The organism is Lacticaseibacillus baoqingensis (assembly GCF_003946165.1).
Classification (GTDB): Bacteria; Bacillota; Bacilli; order Lactobacillales; family Lactobacillaceae; genus Lacticaseibacillus; species Lacticaseibacillus baoqingensis.
In genome coordinates this window covers 1-16673 of record NZ_RHOI01000007.1, presented here as the reverse complement: position 1 = coordinate 16673, position 16673 = coordinate 1, and the positions used below count along the sequence as shown (strand labels likewise).

General features: G+C 50.6%; 17 protein-coding genes. 5 read left to right on the top strand and 12 right to left on the bottom strand.

Features of this window, described 5'->3' with window-relative positions:
- Positions 1-16 precede the first annotated feature (16 nt).
- Both pcrA and EKM91_RS04060 read right to left on the bottom strand, forming a co-directional pair.
- Positions 17-2269, bottom strand: a complete 2253-nt coding sequence (gene pcrA / locus EKM91_RS04065) for a DNA helicase PcrA (RefSeq protein WP_125750142.1) — start codon at positions 2267-2269, stop codon at positions 17-19.
- 240 nt (positions 2270-2509) lie between these two features.
- Positions 2510-2827 (bottom strand): hypothetical protein, encoded by a 318-nt coding sequence (locus EKM91_RS04060; RefSeq protein WP_125750139.1) that lies wholly within the window; start codon positions 2825-2827, stop codon positions 2510-2512.
- A gap of 167 nt (positions 2828-2994) precedes the next feature.
- On the opposite strand from EKM91_RS04060, the gene EKM91_RS04055 reads away from it, so the two are divergent.
- Both EKM91_RS04055 and EKM91_RS04050 read left to right on the top strand, forming a co-directional pair.
- On the top strand, positions 2995-3225 hold the full coding sequence (locus EKM91_RS04055; RefSeq protein ID WP_125750136.1) for a DUF1858 domain-containing protein: 231 nt from the start codon (positions 2995-2997) through the stop codon (positions 3223-3225).
- Positions 3218-4744: a DUF438 domain-containing protein gene (locus EKM91_RS04050; protein WP_125750133.1), complete on the top strand. Its 1527-nt coding sequence runs from the start codon at positions 3218-3220 to the stop codon at positions 4742-4744. The genes EKM91_RS04055 and EKM91_RS04050 overlap by 8 nt, the downstream gene beginning before the upstream one ends.
- A 90-nt stretch (positions 4745-4834) precedes the next feature.
- Here EKM91_RS04050 and EKM91_RS04045 read toward each other — a convergent pair whose 3' ends face one another.
- The 7 genes from EKM91_RS04045 to EKM91_RS04015 all read right to left on the bottom strand — a co-directional run bounded on the left by EKM91_RS04045 (position 4835) and on the right by EKM91_RS04015 (position 12101).
- Positions 4835-6136, bottom strand: coding sequence for a 3'-5' exonuclease (locus EKM91_RS04045; protein ID WP_164508445.1), 1302 nt, complete (start codon positions 6134-6136; stop codon positions 4835-4837).
- Between the two features lie 95 nt (positions 6137-6231).
- The gene (gene purB, locus EKM91_RS04040; RefSeq protein WP_125750128.1) at positions 6232-7524 is read right to left on the bottom strand and encodes an adenylosuccinate lyase; all 1293 of its coding nucleotides are present in this window, start codon (positions 7522-7524) and stop codon (positions 6232-6234) included.
- A 91-nt stretch (positions 7525-7615) separates the two neighbouring features.
- The gene (locus EKM91_RS04035) at positions 7616-8722 is read right to left on the bottom strand and encodes an ATP-grasp domain-containing protein (protein WP_125750125.1); all 1107 of its coding nucleotides are present in this window, start codon (positions 8720-8722) and stop codon (positions 7616-7618) included.
- Positions 8723-8746: 24 nt separating this feature from the next.
- Entirely contained in the window at positions 8747-10066 is a 1320-nt protein-coding gene (locus EKM91_RS04030; protein WP_125750122.1) for a nucleobase:cation symporter-2 family protein, read from the bottom strand.
- Positions 10066-10644 carry a xanthine phosphoribosyltransferase gene (locus EKM91_RS04025; protein WP_125750119.1) on the bottom strand — a complete coding sequence of 193 codons (579 nt, stop codon included), beginning with the start codon at positions 10642-10644 and terminating at the stop codon, positions 10066-10068. Before EKM91_RS04025 ends, EKM91_RS04030 begins: the two co-directional genes overlap by 1 nt.
- A gap of 343 nt (positions 10645-10987) precedes the next feature.
- Complete coding sequence (locus tag EKM91_RS04020) at positions 10988-11596, bottom strand: glycoside hydrolase family 73 protein (RefSeq protein WP_125750116.1); 609 nt, start codon at positions 11594-11596, stop codon at positions 10988-10990.
- Between the two features lie 10 nt (positions 11597-11606).
- Positions 11607-12101 carry a hypothetical protein gene (locus tag EKM91_RS04015; protein ID WP_125750113.1) on the bottom strand — a complete coding sequence of 165 codons (495 nt, stop codon included), beginning with the start codon at positions 12099-12101 and terminating at the stop codon, positions 11607-11609.
- A gap of 96 nt (positions 12102-12197) precedes the next feature.
- Between EKM91_RS04015 and EKM91_RS04010 the strand changes: the two genes are divergently transcribed.
- Positions 12198-13175 (top strand): Gfo/Idh/MocA family protein, encoded by a 978-nt coding sequence (locus EKM91_RS04010; protein ID WP_125750110.1) that lies wholly within the window; start codon positions 12198-12200, stop codon positions 13173-13175.
- A gap of 76 nt (positions 13176-13251) precedes the next feature.
- Entirely contained in the window at positions 13252-13407 is a 156-nt protein-coding gene (locus tag EKM91_RS13800; protein WP_164508444.1) for a hypothetical protein, read from the top strand.
- 2 nt (positions 13408-13409) lie between these two features.
- Here the strand turns inward: EKM91_RS13800 and EKM91_RS04005 are convergent, their stop codons facing one another.
- Entirely contained in the window at positions 13410-13610 is a 201-nt protein-coding gene (locus EKM91_RS04005; protein ID WP_125750106.1) for a cold-shock protein, read from the bottom strand.
- A gap of 268 nt (positions 13611-13878) precedes the next feature.
- Between EKM91_RS04005 and EKM91_RS04000 the strand changes: the two genes are divergently transcribed.
- A complete protein-coding gene (locus EKM91_RS04000) occupies positions 13879-14514 on the top strand; it encodes a hypothetical protein (RefSeq protein ID WP_125750103.1) in 636 nt (211 codons plus the stop codon).
- Between the two features lie 59 nt (positions 14515-14573).
- On the opposite strand, the gene EKM91_RS03995 is transcribed toward EKM91_RS04000, so the two are convergent.
- Together EKM91_RS03995 and EKM91_RS03990 are read right to left on the bottom strand one after the other, a co-directional pair.
- On the bottom strand, positions 14574-15077 hold the full coding sequence (locus tag EKM91_RS03995) for an alcohol dehydrogenase (RefSeq protein WP_125750100.1): 504 nt from the start codon (positions 15075-15077) through the stop codon (positions 14574-14576).
- Between the two features lie 139 nt (positions 15078-15216).
- Positions 15217-16578, bottom strand: coding sequence for a helix-turn-helix domain-containing protein (locus tag EKM91_RS03990; RefSeq protein ID WP_164508443.1), 1362 nt, complete (start codon positions 16576-16578; stop codon positions 15217-15219).
- Positions 16579-16673: the final 95 nt, after the last annotated feature.

Below are 16673 nucleotides of genomic sequence, written 5' to 3'. Positions count from 1 at the left end.
CCTCCTTGAAATCGAATTAATCTTGTTGCTTAACGATCGGGGCAAAAGCCGCTAATAAGCGTTTGACCCCTTGTGATGGAAAGGCAATGTCTAATTCTTGGTCATCGCCTTTGCCATTGACCTTCACCACCGTGCCCACGCCCCACTTGCGGTGCTGGACTTTATCACCGGCTTGCCAAATGGTGCGCCCGGCTTTAGTTGTCGGTGCGCTGGTATGGTTGGCCACCACTTTGGCTTTAGTGCCCATTGGGTGTTTAGCGTAAGTCGGCGTAACGGCACGATTGGTGCGATTGATGAAGGGAATATCTGATTTAGGCTGCGTGGCGCCAGCAGTCTCTAACAGTTCCGGATCGATTTCTTCAATAAAGCGACTGGCCGGATTATTTTGCCGCTGCCCATAAAGCATGCGTCCATAAGCATTAGACAAATAGAGCTGTTTTTGGGCCCGGGTGATGCCGACATACGCCAAGCGCCGTTCTTCTTCTAACTGCGTTTCATCCATCGCCGCGCGGCTCAGCGGGAAGAGGCCTTCTTCCATCCCGACCAAAAAGACCACCGGAAATTCCAACCCTTTAGCCGCATGCAAGGTCATCAACGTGACTTCTTGCGCTTCTTCATCCACATCATCTTGATCCGACAACAAAGCCAGATCGGCTAAGAAGTCGACAAAAATATCACTATTTTCATCTTCTGGTTCATACCGGGCATCAAATTGTTGGGTCACTGACAGCAATTCATTCAAGTTGTCGATGCGCGTTTCCGCTTCGACGGAATCAGAGGCTTTCAATGCCGGCAAATAGCCTGTGTCGTCTAAGAGGTGTTCCATTAGTTGCGTGATCGACCAATCTTTGCGCTGCACGGCCAACTTTTGCATGGTCATGCCAAATTCAGCCAGGCTTTTGCGGGCTTTGCCAGATACCGGTGATAATTCAGCATTGGCTGCCGCTTCTAACAATGACCAGCCGTTTTGGGCGGCAAAGGCCACTAACTTCTCCACTGACGTCGCGCCAATGCCGCGTTTGGGTTCATTGACGATGCGGTTGAAGCTCATATCGTCATCTGGATTGACGACCAGGCGGAAATACGCCAAGGCGTCTCTGATTTCTTTGCGGTCATAAAACTTATGCCCACCGATCATCTTATAAGGAATGTTGGACTTCACGAAGGCTTCTTCGATCGCCCGTGATTGGGCATTGGTCCGATATAAGATCGCAAAATCACCATATTGATGCGCATGCTTGGCGATTTGCGCTTCGATGGTCCTGATCACAAAATACGCTTCATCCGTTTCGCTTTGCGCGCGATAATACACGATTTTGTCGCCGGTTTGATTTTCCGTCCACAGCGTCTTGACCTGGCGGGTCTTGTTGTTTTTGATCACGGCATTGGCTGCCGCTAGGATATTTTTAGTCGAACGGTAATTTTGCTCCAATAAGATCACTTGCGCGTCTGGGTAATCATCTTTAAAATCCAAGATGTTTTGCATATTCGCGCCGCGCCAGCCGTAAATACTTTGATCCGCATCCCCGACGACACACAAGTTGCGATACCCTTGCGCCAATAAGCTGACCAATTGGTATTGGGCTTCATTGGTATCCTGGTATTCATCAACATGGATATATTGAAACTTGCGCTGATAAAATGCCAAGGTTTCCTGGTCTTGTTGGAATAGTTGGATGGTCAACATGATCAAGTCATCAAAATCCAGCGCTTGATCACCGCGCAGGCGTTTTTGATACTCGCCGTACACTTCGACCACGATTTTTTCAAAAGGACTGTTGGCTTGCGCCGCATAGTCTTTAGGCGTCAAAAGCTCGTTTTTGGCATTCGAGATCGTACTTAAAATGGCCTTGGGATCATAGCGTTTAGGGTCTAAATTCAAATCCGCCACAATATGCTTGACCAAAGTCAACTGCTCTGCCGGATCGGCAATGGTGAACGCACGGTGATAGCCAAGCTTTTCGATATCACGCCGCAAGATCCGCACACACAAGGCGTGAAACGTTGAGACCCAAACATCCCGCGCCACTTCGGCATCCAACAGCTTGCCGACCCGTTCTTTCATTTCCTTAGCCGCTTTGTTCGTGAACGTGATCGCTAAGATCCGCCATGGATTGATATTTTTTTCTTCGATCAAATAGGCAATCCGATGCGTTAACACCCGCGTTTTACCTGAGCCGGCCCCGGCCATGATCAATACCGGGCCTTCTGTCGCTAATACCGCTTCAGTTTGTTTGTCGTTCATGCCAGTCAATAAGGCAGTCGCCATAAGGTTATTCGTCCTTTCATGAGGTACAGTCAGTCGATAACATTGTAACAAAAATGCGAAGTGGTTTACAGCCGCCAGCGCATCGAGTTTCAGTAAATCTCCCTTTGTGTTTTGAAAGCGGACAAGCCGGCAGCCGCCACAAAATAAAGGCGCTTGACCCACAACTATCGATTCAGTCGTGCGCCAAGCGCCGTTTAAGCCACCAAACAGGTGGTGTTTTCATCTTGCCTTGACCAGCAGCTAGTGAAGCTTGCCGGCATCGATCAGCGCCCGCAACTTGGTTTGAATGGCCAACATTGTCGCATGTGGGGCCTCTTTAAACCGCACGGTCCATGCCGACGTGATGCCAGGTTCAACCAACAGCGGCTGTCCATTGATATCTGCAATGTGCAGGCCATCCGCCTGCAGCTTGGCGGTCAAGTAGCCGCCTTCAAACCCTTCATCCAGTAATTGTTGCGCCCAATTTTGTAAGCCTTGGGTGATCACTTGATCAACTGGCCACTGCAGCTTAACCGCCAGCGCTTCTGCTTGCGCTAATGTTTCAGGGATCTCATGCATGCAAAACACCTCTTTTGCACTCAATGTACCGCGAAGCTGGCCGAAAGTCACGCAAAAGCCGTATCGTCGATTTGCGGTAGGGAAAAGACTAATACGCACAATTTTTCTAACGAATCGCTGCATTGCCGATGGTATAATACAGATAATTTAAGAAGGAAGGGCTTACGATGACAACAATCGCTTTAAATACGCCAGTGCGTGACTTAGTCGCAAAACATCCTGATCTCATCAAGATCATGGTCGCCATGGGCTTGGACGGTGTCACCAATCCCAATTTGCTCAATACTGTCGGCCGCTTTATGACCCTGGAAAAAGGCGCCAAAATGAAACACATTGCCCAAGCGGACTTGCTTGCCAAGCTCCAGCAAGCCGGATATGAGGTGGCTGACCATGACTGAATCACACGCGATCGATCGCCAGAAAAAAATCGTGCAGATCTTATCGATGCTCCATGAAGGGGGCAATTTTGAAACCGCCAAGCAGATCTTTGATGAGACGTTTGACGGCGTTGATGTCTCTGAAATCACCAACGCCGAGCGTGAATTGATCGCCACCGGGCTCAACCCAATGGAGATCCAGACGCTTTGTAACGTTCATGCTGCGGTGTTTCGCGGCAAGATCAACAACAATACCAAAACGCCCACAGAAGCGATCCCCGGGCACCCGGTCCAGGTATTGAAATTGGAAAACACGGTGTTGATGAGTCTGTTGAATGATGAGCTCTTGCCCACTTTGAAAAAATGGCAACAATCAGGCAGCGACCCGACCTTGTTGACCCGGATGCAAAACGCCTTAGCCGACTTAGCGAAGATCGATCATCACTATCTGCGCAAAGAAAACTTGATCTTTCCACTGATGACCAAGTATGGCATCACTGCACCGCCAAAAGTGATGTGGGGCGTGGATGATGAGATCCGCGGCTGGATCAAAGCGGCCCAACAATTAGTCAACGCCGATCCGCTGCCGGATAAATACGCCATCGAAAAAGCGATCGAAAAAGCGGCTAAAGAAGTCGATGAGATGGTCTTCAAAGAAGAAGAGATCATGCTGCCAATGAACCTAGAAGTCTTCACCCCTAGTGATTGGGCCATGATCCAACGCGAATCCGATCCCATCGGATACACTTTGATCGCCCAACCGCTGCCTTGGCAGCCGACTGCAGAAGAACTGGCAACCAAGCCGAAACCATCCAAACTCGCCAAAGAACTCAACGCAATGGCTGAACAATTGGCGCAAAGCCAAGAATTAGCCTCTCAGCGGCCGCAAGCCCCTACTGATCGCGATGTCCTCGCCGAGATCCACAATGGCACGCCCATGCCGGTGGCGCCGGCTGCGACAGTCGCCAAACTCCAAAAGGCCCAAACCGCAGACGGTGACAACGAAAAACATGTCCCCAGCATTTCTGTCCAAAAACCCAAGCAATCCCACAACACCCATCGCGGTCCAGCGGTATTTGGTGCCGCCACCAGCGAATCTGATTCCGGCCGCATCGAAATCGATGGGATCCATCCCGCCCGAGTCTTGTTGCCAACCGGTTCAATGGATCTGGGTGAGCTGACCAATGTCTTGCGGCTGCTGCCGTTAGACTTGACCTTTGTGGATGCCACCGACACCGTGCGCTGGTTTTCCGATTCTGGTGAGCGGGTCTTTCCGCGTACCACAGCCGTGATCGGGCGCTTAGTCAAAGACTGCCATCCGCCTAAGTCAGTCGACAAAGTGGAGAAGATCTTACACGATTTCCATGCTGGCAAACAAGACCATGCGGATTTTTGGATCAACCTGCACCATGAAAAAATGGTCTACATTCGCTATTTTGCCATCCGCAACCCGGCAGGCGCTTATCTCGGCTGTTTGGAAGTAACACAAGACATCTCCAAGATCCAGCAACTCGAAGGTGAAAAACGCCTCGGCGACTAACGAAGCACCGACGCTCACCAAAAAACCCCATGACGCCACGATTTTGTCCAAATCGTCGCCATGGGGTTTTTGGTATGCGCAATTGCCTGCTTATTTAAAGCTGGTTGCGGCAAACACTTGATTGAATTTGGTCATCAATTCTTCTGGCAGCAGCGGTTGACCTTGCAAATACGCATATAAAGCATAAGTCGTCACAGCATCGTAAATGGCCCCATGGGCTAAAATATCCAGTCCTAAATACCGCCGATATTTGGCCAAACCAACATCGGGCAGCCCTGGCATCGGCCCGCTGGCCTTCGCTAAATCGGCAACATCTAAGATCCGCCCAGGGGTCGCATACAACCCAAACTGGCGTTGCATGACTAATAAATCGCCGCCTTTCACCGCAAATCCCAGCAAGGGGTCTTGACCGATGAAGTTTTGAAATTCCGTGAGCGCCGTCGCTGGCGGCCGCCCATACCGCATCAACAAACCGGTATGGATCCCAGTCAAGGCTTGTGAGCGGCGATTCAGCCGCTTGCCATGCGGGATCTGCACGAAGGCATCAAAAACGTCAACGATTTCACCGGCGCGCACTTTCACCGCACCGATTTCCGTTGCAAATTGGCCTTCTTGTTGATTGCCGCTGGAAAATTCCAGATCAAACACCGTATACGCAGCCGGGCGGCCGCTAAGTTGCCGCAGTTGTGGCGGCTGCACCGAAAACGCCGGCGCTGCCGTTTGGTGCCAGTGGCGTTTTTTCAATCCGCGCGCCCGCACAAGCACATCATTTTGTAAGCCGGCTTCGGCATGCCCCATGCGCGGTTTGGCGGCAGCAATTTCCAAGTCTTCCATATGCGTTTGGGCACTAAACGCCCGCTGCCACGGCGGGGTCATGGTTTGCGGATGCCAGACCACTGGCGTTTGGGCCAATAAGGCCTTGGTCTCGGCGGCTACCGGTCCAAACAAGGTCAACGTCACAGGCGCCTGCTCGGCATCAAGGTGTTGTTGATGATTGATCGCCGCGTACGCTTGCAAATGGTTATATAACGCCCGCACCGCCGCCCATTGCGGGAAAATGGCTTGCGGCAGCTGTTCCGGGTCGCGCAACGCCGTCGTATACTGACGCAGCAGCTTGCGCACCAGCCAATCTACCGGCTTGGCAACAGGCGGCTGGCTGGCAAGCGTCGCCGTGGCCGTGATGCGCGGCCACAATGTCTCACTGACAAGCACTTGGTCTGCTATGGTGAGGGTTTGCGGCCATAACCCGCGCAGATCCAGCGTCAATCCTGTCAGCCCGATCGCAGCTGGATCGCCACCGCCTACGCGCGCCAACGTTTTTAAGGCCGTGAGCAGCTGCGGCTGCCACTCCGGTGTAAAAAGCGTTTGCAGCGCCTCTTTCAAGTCGTCCATCATACTCCCCCTGTGCGTTTTTCCTAATCCATCTTACCACATCCGTGACACTAAAAAAGACCGGTCACCCGGCCTTGCTTGAGACTGTACTGGCGTTAAAGCCCGATGCGTGCGAAGATCTCATCGACATGTTTGAGATGATAATGATAGTCAAACGCATCATCGATCGCGGCTTGATCCAACCGCTTTGTCACTGCTGGATCTGCTTCTAGCAGTTGCCGGAAATCGCGGTGTTCATCCCAGGCTTGCGCCGTTTTGGGCTGGACCAGATCATAAGCGGCTTCACGTGACAACCCCGATTCGATCAGCTTAAGCATCACCCGTTGGCTAAAGATCAAGCCATGCGTCTTGTTCATGTTTTCGATCATGGTTTCTGGGAAAACATCCAAATTGGTGATGATCGCGGTGAAGCGGTGCAAGATGTAATCCAACAACCCAGTCGCATCCGGCAGCATCATCCGTTCCGCTGAAGAATGCGAAATGTCGCGTTCATGCCATAAGTTCACATCTTCTAAGGCCGGAACACTATAACCGCGAATGATCCGGGCTAATCCGGAGACATTTTCAGAACCGATCGGGTTGCGCTTATGCGGCATGGCGCTAGAGCCTTTTTGTCCAGGGTTGAAGTGTTCTTCGACTTCATGGACTTCAGTGCGCTGCATATGCCGCACTTGCGTCGCAAACCGTTCAACGGACGTGGCGATCAAGCCCAGCGTTTGGATATAACGAGCATGCAAATCGCGCGGTAAGACTTGCGTGGATATCTCTTGGGCGCGAATGCCTAAGTGGTCGCAAACATAAGCTTCCACTGCTGGCGGCGTATTGGCAAACGTCCCCACTGCCCCAGAGATCTTGCCAGCTTCAACTTCTGCAGCCGCTTCGTCAAAACGCGCCAAGTTGCGTTTCATCTCTGAATACCAAGTGGCAACGACTAACCCAAAAGTCGTCGGTTCGGCATGGACACCATGGGTGCGGCCCATCATCACGGTATGCTGATAGGTTTTTGCCAGCTTCGCCAATGCATCCGTCAACGCTTGCAGATCTGCGCGTAAAATCGCGTTGGCTTGTTTTAAGACATAGCCTTGGGCAGTATCCACAACATCAGTAGACGTTAAGCCAAAATGGACCCATTTTTTCTCTGCCCCCAGCGACTCTGACACCGTACGGGTAAAGGCGACCACGTCATGGCGCGTCACCGCTTCGATCTCATGGATCCGCGCCACGCTAAAGCGTGCATTTTGGCGCATCGCTTTGACGTCTTCAGCCGGGATCTCGCCTAAACTCGACCACGCCTCTGCGGCCAGGATCTCCACTTCAAGCCAAGCCTTGTAACGATTCTCTTCGGTCCAAACTGCCGCCATCTGTGGACGGCTGTAACGGTCGATCATGAAAGCAATTCCTCCTTGAGTGATGGGACTAGGTTTTTAAAGTTGGCACACAAAAGTTAAAATGAAAACGATTTGCCCAAAACGCCTTGGCTTAAAGCTGAAAATAATCGGTGGCGTTGATCGTGTTTTTGATCGCATCGCGATCACCTAATACTGCGATTTGGCCGATCAAGGGATCCCCTTCTGGATAAAAATCAAACTGCCATGCGGGTTTGATCTGGATCTGCGTCATCGCCGCAGCCCGATCAGCTTTGCGCAACGGCAATAACGCGCCACCGCGCAACAGTGTCACGTCTGGCAGCGGCCAGCCTAACAATGCCCGCAAATGCATGGTATATTCTGAAATGCCGGTGGTGGCGGCCAGAATATGGCCATTCATCTGCGGACCCGGAAAGATCCGCTTCACATACAAGGTCAATGAAGCCGTCATGAACAGCTCAATGCCAAAAACCCCGTTGTAATCGATCTTTTCTGCTAATACCCGCGCGATCCGCTGGATCTCTTGCATCACCGCTGCACCCCCGGCAGCAGGTACCACCGATGAGCGTAATTCATGGTTGCTGAACTGATTTTCCACCACTGGCATGACTTTGATCGTCTCACCAGATTTGGCCACCAGCACCGAATATTCGGTTGGCTCATCCAACCATGCTTCTAAGACATATGGACGCTGTTGCAATAGTTGTTCTGCGCGCTTGACATCTTCTGGTTCCAGCAAGCGCAGCTGTTGATCGACGCCGATCCCTTTTTGGATCGGCTTGAGGATCGCAGGAAACCCGACAGTTTCCACCGCCGCGGCAATATCATTAGGCGTTACCACTTGGGCATAAGGCAAAATATTCATGTTCAAATCGTCTAAGAAGACTTTTTCCAAATACCGGTCTTGCGTAACGCTAAAAATATCGATTCCAGACGGCAGCTGTTCTGGCCGTGCAACGGCAGCCAACGCAGTCCCATCGACGTTTTCATCGACAAAGGTGATCACCTGCGCCAATGCCACCAACCGCTGCAGCGCCGCCGTATCTGTGGGTCCGCCAAGCAAACGCATATCGGCCACTTCAAAAGCAATATCACCATCTGCCGGTGCCATCACGATCGCATGCATTCCCAGTTTGCGCGCCGCTAATACCAGGTGGTATGCGCGCACACCACCGCCAATAATGCCGATGACAGCACCTGGCTTAATAAAGTGAGGCATAATCAAGTCCTCTTTCAGTTGACACTATTCTTTTTCGTTCAGGCCATCTTCTGTCGCGAGTTCCGGTTGCGGCGTCGATGCATTAAACAGCCAATTCAATAAGACAGCAGACACCGAAGCCATTAAGATCCCGGAACCAAATAATAATTGGGCGGTTTTTGGCAAACCTTGAACGATCTGCGGCTGGACAGTCACGCCTAAGCCTAAGCCGATCGAAATCGCTGCGACCAAGAGGTTTTTGTCATTATGGAAGTCCACTTGCTGCAACATCCGCACACCTTGTACCGCGACCATCCCAAACATCACCAGCATTGCGCCGCCTAACACCGGCGACGGAATGATCGTGGCCAATGCCCCGATTTTCGGCAACAGGCCTAATAAAACTAAAAATAAAGCCGAAAACATCACCGGCTTGCGCGTCTTGATTCCAGACAATTGCACTAAACCGACGTTTTGCGAAAACGTGGTGTATGGAAAGGTGTTGAAGATCCCGCCTAAAAACACAGCGATCCCTTCCGCCCGATAACCGCGCTTGAGGTCATCTTCTTCGATCTTGCGCCCAACGACATCGCCTAAAGCAAAGAAGACCCCGGTGGATTCGACCATTGACACTAACGAAATCAAGATCATGGTCACGATCGAGCTCCATTCAAAATGCGGCACCCCAAAGTAAAATGGCGTCGGCACATGAAACCAGCTGGCTTCAGCGACTGGGGCAAAGGAAACCATCCCCAAAAAGCCTGCCAAAACCGTTCCGCCGATCAAGCCGATCAAAATCGCGATCGAGCGCACGAACCCGCGCCCCCACACATTAAAAGCCAAGATCAGCAACACGGTAAACGTGCCCACGGCAAGATTGGTCATGCTCCCGAAGTCTTTAGCACTCGTCGAGCCGCCGCCTAAGTTTTGAAAGGCGACAGGGATCAAGGATAACCCGATCACGGTGATCAGCGTCCCAGTGACCAAAGGCGGAAACAGCCGCCGCAATTTGGCAAAAACGCCGCCGATCACAAACACAAACAACCCGGCCGCAATGATCGCCCCATACATGGTTTGAAAATCATATTTTTGACCGATCATGATCAACGGGCTGACCGCTTGCACCGCACACCCTAACACGACCGGCAAGCCGATCCCAAAGACTTTGTTGGCAAAGATCTGTAACGCCGTTGCGACCCCACACATAAAGATGTCGATCGAAACCAGGTAGGTCATCTGCTCACTGCTAAAATGCAACGATGCCCCGATCAAAATCGGCACTAACACTGAACCAGAATACATCGCTAATAAATGCTGGATCCCTAAAACAGCAGCTTTAGGCGCAGAAATATCCTTGCTTGCCATTAGTCCTCCTCTTCAAACTCGATTTGACCATCAACAAACGCCTTGATCCGCGCCAGCGAAACCGTTTTGATCTGCCGCTCATCAAGCAGCTTGCGTCCTTTTTGGAAACTCTTTTCGATCACGATTCCCACACCAGCCAGTGTCGCATTGGCTTGCCCAATGATATCGATCAGCCCTTCGACGGCTTGACCATTGGCCAAAAAGTCATCGATGATCAGCACCGTATCATCAGCTTGCAAAAACTTCTGGGCGATCGCGATTTGGTTAGACGTTTTCTTGGTGAAAGAATACACCTCGGCTGTATATAAGTCGTCTTTTAGCGTTAATGACTTATGTTTGCGCGCAAACACGACTGGTACATGAAAAGCCATGCCAGTGGCCAATGCCGGTGCGATCCCGGAACTTTCGACCGTTAAGATCTTGGTGATCTTGGCGTCAGCGAATTGCTGATAAAACTCCTGCCCCAAAGCTGTCATCAAATCAGGATCGATCTGGTGGTTCAAAAAATTATCCACCTTCAATACCTCTGCGCCAAGTACTTGACCATCTTTTTTGATCCGGTCTTCCAGTAATTTCACCAGTATGCACATCCTTTACCAATTCGTTAAATTTTACAAAGTTTACCACAAATTGCGCGGCTAAACAACCGAACATCCGGATTTCGTGTTCCTTTTAATGCTCCATATATATCCTTGACCATCTGACCAAAAGGCTTATATGATAGGTTATCTCTAGGCTTATCCGAAACCGGAATAAGGTAAAATAAAAAACCCGATTATTCGGGTTTTACTATGATCAGCTTAATTTTCATCTGCGCCATATCCAACTGATCATGCATCTTACCGCCGCGGCTCGGCTTAACCAGCAGTTCTGCCAAAACGCCTAAAAATCGCGCCTGGGAAATTCCCGAACGATTCGTCATCAGTCATATTGGTCTAGCTGCCACTGCTTGATCAAATTGATCAGCTTGTTGGGGTAATCAGGATCTGTCGCATAGCCGTCAGTTTTCAGGGCCTGAGCCGCCGCTTGATATGTCGTGGCTTTTAGCACCGTTTGATACTGGGCCGGATTCCAGTTGGTGCCATTGACGAACAACAACGCATGTGCTTTCATCGACGCTTGGTCAGACGGATACACCGCAAAGCGGGCTTTGATCGTCACCCATTGATCATTCACATATTCTTGAGTTGTAAGCACTTGGCTATTGGCCGGATCATTGCTTTTGATCCCAAAAAGATTGTGATAATCCTTGGCCAGCGTACTTTGCCCCCAATCTGACTCTAAAATGGCCTGCGCCAAAGTAATGCTGGCATACACCCCATAGGTTTGGTGGAGTTGTTGGGCATACGGTGCCAGCCGTTTGATAAATGCCGCTTTAGTCTCTTCACCATTGGTTTGAGTCGTGATGTCTTCGGCGGTTTGCCGATTTTGCCACGCTTGACAACCAACGACGCTCACGCCTATCCCTAACATGACGATCATCGTCACGATCAAAGGCGGTAATTTTTGCTTACGCCGGCGACGCGCCATTGGCTTCCCCTCACTTCACCGAATCTTCTAGATGCGCATCTGCCCAAGTCAGCAGATCTAATTGCTTGGTTTGCAACTGCTTGGCCACTTGCGTCGGGACCACGAAGTCTAAGATATCGACTAATCCGTGGACGCCATAATCTTGACGTAATTGCAGATGCACACTCACACGCCCCGTGCTGCGCGGCTCTTTGACATAACTTGTCGTCAAGCTCGGTGAGCGCAGCCAAGCTTTTGCAATCACCGTCTTCGCCAGCTGATAGCGTTGTGCTAAGGTGCCTGCAGCCGGTGCCGTACTTTGCAGCACCGCTAATTTTTGCGCTAACATCCATTCATAATCGCTGAACAAAAAGCGCAACTGTTCCCGCTGTTGCGGCAACAGCGCTGCTTCATTGGCTTGGATCGCAGCCACCGGAATATGCAAGGCGGTCTCTAATGCCGTGGCATTGCCGTCGCGTTGTTGCAAGGTCAACGCCGCCAACTCAATCAAATCTTGATCATTCACAGTTATCACCTCAATATCAGTGTAACATGTTTCAGCCTCGGTGCCGGAATGTGATATATTAAGGTCGCGTTAAATTCAATCCAGAGGTGAGCACTTATGCCAAACTACAAATGGGGCATCATTGGCCTTGGGCGGATCGCCCGCAGCTTTGCCACGTATTTTGCCCCCAGTCAAACCCTTTACGGCGTGGCCGCACATGATCGCCAGCGCGCTGAAGCATTCGCCCAAGAATTCAATGTGCCCCATGCGTATGACAGCTATGCCGATTTATTCGCCGATCCGGCGATCGACATCGTTTATGTGGCCACCACGCATAATTTTCACTATGAAAACATCTTGCAAGCCTTGAATGCAGGCAAGCATGTGCTTGCGGAAAAAGCGATCACGTTAAGTGCGACTCAGCTAGAAGCGCTTGTCGCCGTCGCCGCATCCAAGCACTTGATCTTGATGGAAGCCCAAACCATCTATCATATGCCGTTATATCCTGCCATCGAAGCCGCCGTCAAAGAGCAAGCTTTAGGCCGGCTCAAAACCATTCAGGTGACTTTTGGCTCGCATGTGCCCTACGCCCCTAAAGATCGGCTATTGAACCCGGCACTGGCCGGCGGGGCTTTATTAGATATTGGTATTTACGCATTGAGTTTTGCGCGCCGCTTTATGACCGCCCCGCCAAAACTGGTCGCGACTCAAATGGTCAAAACGGACACCGGCGTTGATGGCCAAAGCAGTTTCTTATTGACCAATGCCAATAATGAACAAGTCACTGTTGCGTTGAACCTCCAAGCCAAGATGCCGAAAATGGGCATGGTTGCTTATGAAGAAGGTTATTTCACCGTCGACCAATATCCCCGCAGCCAAGAAGCCAGCCTCACTCATCCGGATGGGTTGACTGAACATCTCACGGCTGGAGACGAATCCAAAGCGATGGCCTATGAAATCGACGACATGGCCCAAGCCGTGGCAACGGGTGAAAATCCCACTTTGCAGTGGACGCGCGAAGTCATGACCATCATGAGCCAAGCGCGTGAGGCTTGGGGCTTTTACTACCCAGGAGAACAAGGTCCGCTCGTCTAAAACCGACTCATAAATCGTCGGCAATACTATGATTGCAGGACAAAAATCAGGCTGAAGCACAAAACGGTTTTAGCCCATGACAAAAGCGCCTTGGGGCCACGATTCGGTGAATCGCGGTTCCAAGGCGCTTTTGTCATGGGCGTTGCTTAGTAAAACGCGACTAGACGATGAGGTCTTGGTCACATTTGCTGCCGCTGGTGCTGCGGCACCATTACAATTGCTGACGAATTAGGTTTATTCTTTGGTGACGTTGACCGCTTGTGGGCCGCGGTCGCTTTGTTCAACATCAAAGGTCACTTTTTGCTCTTCTTCAAGTGTCTTGTAGCCGTCGCCTTGAATCGCAGAAAAATGTACAAAGACGTCAGAGCCGTCTTCGCGAGTGATAAAGCCGTAACCTTTTTCAGCGTTAAACCATTTTACAGTACCATGTTCCATGAGAACATTCCTCCTTGCGCATATTGCGCGAATAATAAGATTGCATTTTCTGTTTGGTGCGGATGGAGGATATTCTTGGAACCCCATAACCACGCCCATTCGGAAAGTACATTTTTAGTGTAGCACGTGGTTTAGACCCGTTCAAGTTTGACGACTCAACATAAAATAATAAATAATATTGCCTTTTCCAATTATCTGTGCAATTACCGTTTCCACTAGTATTTAGGCGCCTTTTACGCTACGATTAAGGTTAAAAAGGGGCGGTTATATGAAAAAGCGATGGATCCTCGCGATCGGCTTGCTCGCTTTGCTGGCAGGGTGCACTGGGCCGGCATTTGACCAAAAAGCACAGCTCAAACAAGACAGCCGCACGGTGACGACCAGTGTCGCCAAACAAACCCAAGCGATCACCCGCGTCAACGATGCCGTCGGTGATTTTCCCGCGACATTCCAATCTGCGTATGCCGCCGATCCAAATGCTGATTTTCAAAACGCTGGCCCGATCAATAAGCTGCTGGCCAAGCGCAAGGCCGCTTACCAAGCACTTGAAAGTGCGCAAACGCAAATCGACACCTTGACCACCCGCTTGACAAAACTGCACAATCAAAATAGCCCAACGCTGCCGCAAGACGAACTGCGCGACTTGCTGACTGACTTGCGCCTGGCCAAACTCGATCACCGGACTTTTGATTCTTACTATAAAGAACTGCAAACAGCCGAAAAGGACTTCTTCGACACGGTTGCCGCCGATCCAACTGACAAAGCCGCGATCGACACGGCGTTATCACAGCTCAATCAATACGACAGTGCCTTGGGCCAACAAGCAGACATCGCCACTGCCAATTTGCAAAGTGTCACCACTGCCGCTAAAGCCTTACAAGCGGCGACCAAAAAAATGCAATAACCCCTCACTAAAAAAGTCCCGCCTTCCTTGAGATCAAAGAAGGTGGGACTTTTTGTTAGCTAGCATTCATTTTTTTGTTTACCTGCCTCGACCCGTTCAAGGATCGGTTCGAGGTATTCTTTTTCAGCTTCATGTCGGGCCTTGACAGCATCTTCAAAATTCACGAACTGCTTGTTTAACACCAGTTTGCCTTTGAGATACAAGCGAGAATTCCACTTGGCTGACTGCTTGTCAAACGAGACTCCGATCACGCCAGAACGGTTACTCGAGCGCAACTTTGTCACAGCAGCCAAGTTGACCCCTTCGCTGTTGACAAATTGACTCTTTTGGCCCATTTGCGCCACCGTCTTAGGGTTTTCCATGATCGCTTTACGCATGTATTCACGCCGATAACAGCCGCAGCTGATCGTCGTCCCTTTGCGCAAGCGGTAGCCATCGACAACAGTTTCGTTGCCGCAATCACATTTACACAACCAACGCGCGTTACCATTTTTGGCCGCGCCAACATAGCGGACCACTGTTAAGCGGCCAAACTTCTGCCCGGTTAAGTCCTTACGTCTCATAAGCTTACACTTCCTAATTCATATTTTCCCCACTTATATAATGCATAGCAGGATCGGAAATGTCAAGCCCAGAAAAGCCTTTAAAGCACCCCAAAAAAGCCGCCGCCATCCCAAACTGCCAAGACGGCAACGGCTTGCTTTAATCACGCAAAGTCGTTAAGACCTCTAATAACTTGCCACGATAGGTTTTTGTGCTCAAGGCATCTTCGAACCACTGGAATTCCTTTGGTCCAGTATCTGCGTGACGCACCGGTCGGTATCGCTCGCTAACGATACGCAGATCCGGCTGGTTGGGACTGATTTCGATCCATGGCAACGCACTTAAAAACGCCTTTAACTGCCGATAGCCGAATTCTTCTGGTGCCACTTGCAACTCGATTTTAATATCGTGCTTGCCTTGATCGACCATCGCCGTCTCCCCCAGCACGGCAATGACCAACACCGAAAGCTCCTGGCAATGTTTTCGAAAAGCGGCATATATTCCCCCTTCTGGCAGCGTCAACAACGCTGCGGCAATTGCCGCGGCCACATCCGGATGAATCGGCTTTGCCAGCTGGAGCAGGTGATCATAAGGCAAGCAATCACCGAAAATCGCTACCCCAGAAGCCAAGCGCAACAAGTTGTGGCGCTGTTGCCTGTTGATTTGTGGATACCATTGTTGGATCGCCACTTGAATCACGCGGCTGACACATTGCGTGACCGGATTGGTCAACACCGCCAAATCCACAGTCATTGCAGCGTCTGTCGTTGTCATTTCGGGGGCAAAACTGATTTGTGCCGCCCGGTAACTTTCCATAAAAGCAGCCTCTGTGAGGCTTACCGCATTCGTATTGCCTGACCATGGAAGTTGGGCTTTTTCCAATATATCCGTGATCAACTCCAAATAGGCACTTTCATCCAAGCGATTGCGCAAGCCCACGCGCACACTGCAGATCCCAATAAATAAACAATCTTTCAATCGTGCAATTGGATTAGGATCACGTTTTTTCAAACCGTACATTTGGACTAACTTTTCCGGAATAACTGCTTCAAATGGCCAAAAAGTCCCATGATGCGCTTGCCAATACATCGCTTGTAACATCAAGCGAATGTGCATTTCATCCCCTTGCAGACTTAACGGCCGCAAGCGCAGTTTAACGTGATAATGATCCAAAAAGTCCTCGATCCGCTTGGCGCGCCGAGAAACTGTCGAAGCACTGATAAAATTCACGGCGCAAAAATGTGTGATGTTTGGCCGCGGCGCAGACACCGCATAATCGATCAACGTGTAGCCGATTGCGCGTTTCAATAGGTAGGAACGGTATTCATCAACTGAAATCGGTAATGGTGCTTTCCCTCGCAAGGCCTTACGCACTGTCACTCGCGGCGCATCGGTGAGCTTACGCAACTCTTCCAGCAATTCTTGAAAAACATTATATGCCGCTTGATATTCGACATGCAAAATACTGCTCAGATCTTTGATCGTCAAATCGCGATGCAACCGCGAAATTTGGTTGAACATCTGAAACTTTAAAAGATCCCCGCGTTTTACAATCAAGTTAGCCACTATCATTAGCACTCAGACAAAATAAAAAACACCAAGTCGATACGACCTGT